Below are 257 nucleotides of genomic sequence, written 5' to 3'. Positions count from 1 at the left end.
CGAGCGCAAGGTTAATAATAAAAGTATCATTTGTTTTAATAGAGTTTAAGAGTAACTGTAACTGGTCACGAATGTATCGTGGATTTTTTTCTCTAACCTTTGACAGAAACGAATGTGCTAACTCTTTATTATCAAAATAAGATGCGACATTACCAACAAAGGCATCAATACCTTTTGTACGGTTACGCTGATGCTTACGATCTTGTATGAGTTTACCTTTTTCTATTGAAATTTGATGCTTAGCTAGAATTTCGCCA

Annotated in this window: 1 pseudogene; it reads right to left on the bottom strand. The window is 33.9% G+C overall.

What is annotated here, in order from left to right:
• Nucleotides 1–257: pseudogene (locus SAY88_RS25265) on the bottom strand (IS21 family transposase); the annotation flags it as partial.

The sequence above is a fragment of the Halalkalibacter flavus genome (assembly GCF_036663575.1).
GTDB lineage: Bacteria > Bacillota > Bacilli > Bacillales > Bacillaceae_D > Halalkalibacter > Halalkalibacter flavus.
Note: the sequence above shows the minus strand (reverse complement) of the source record. Positions and strands in the feature narration are given on the sequence as shown.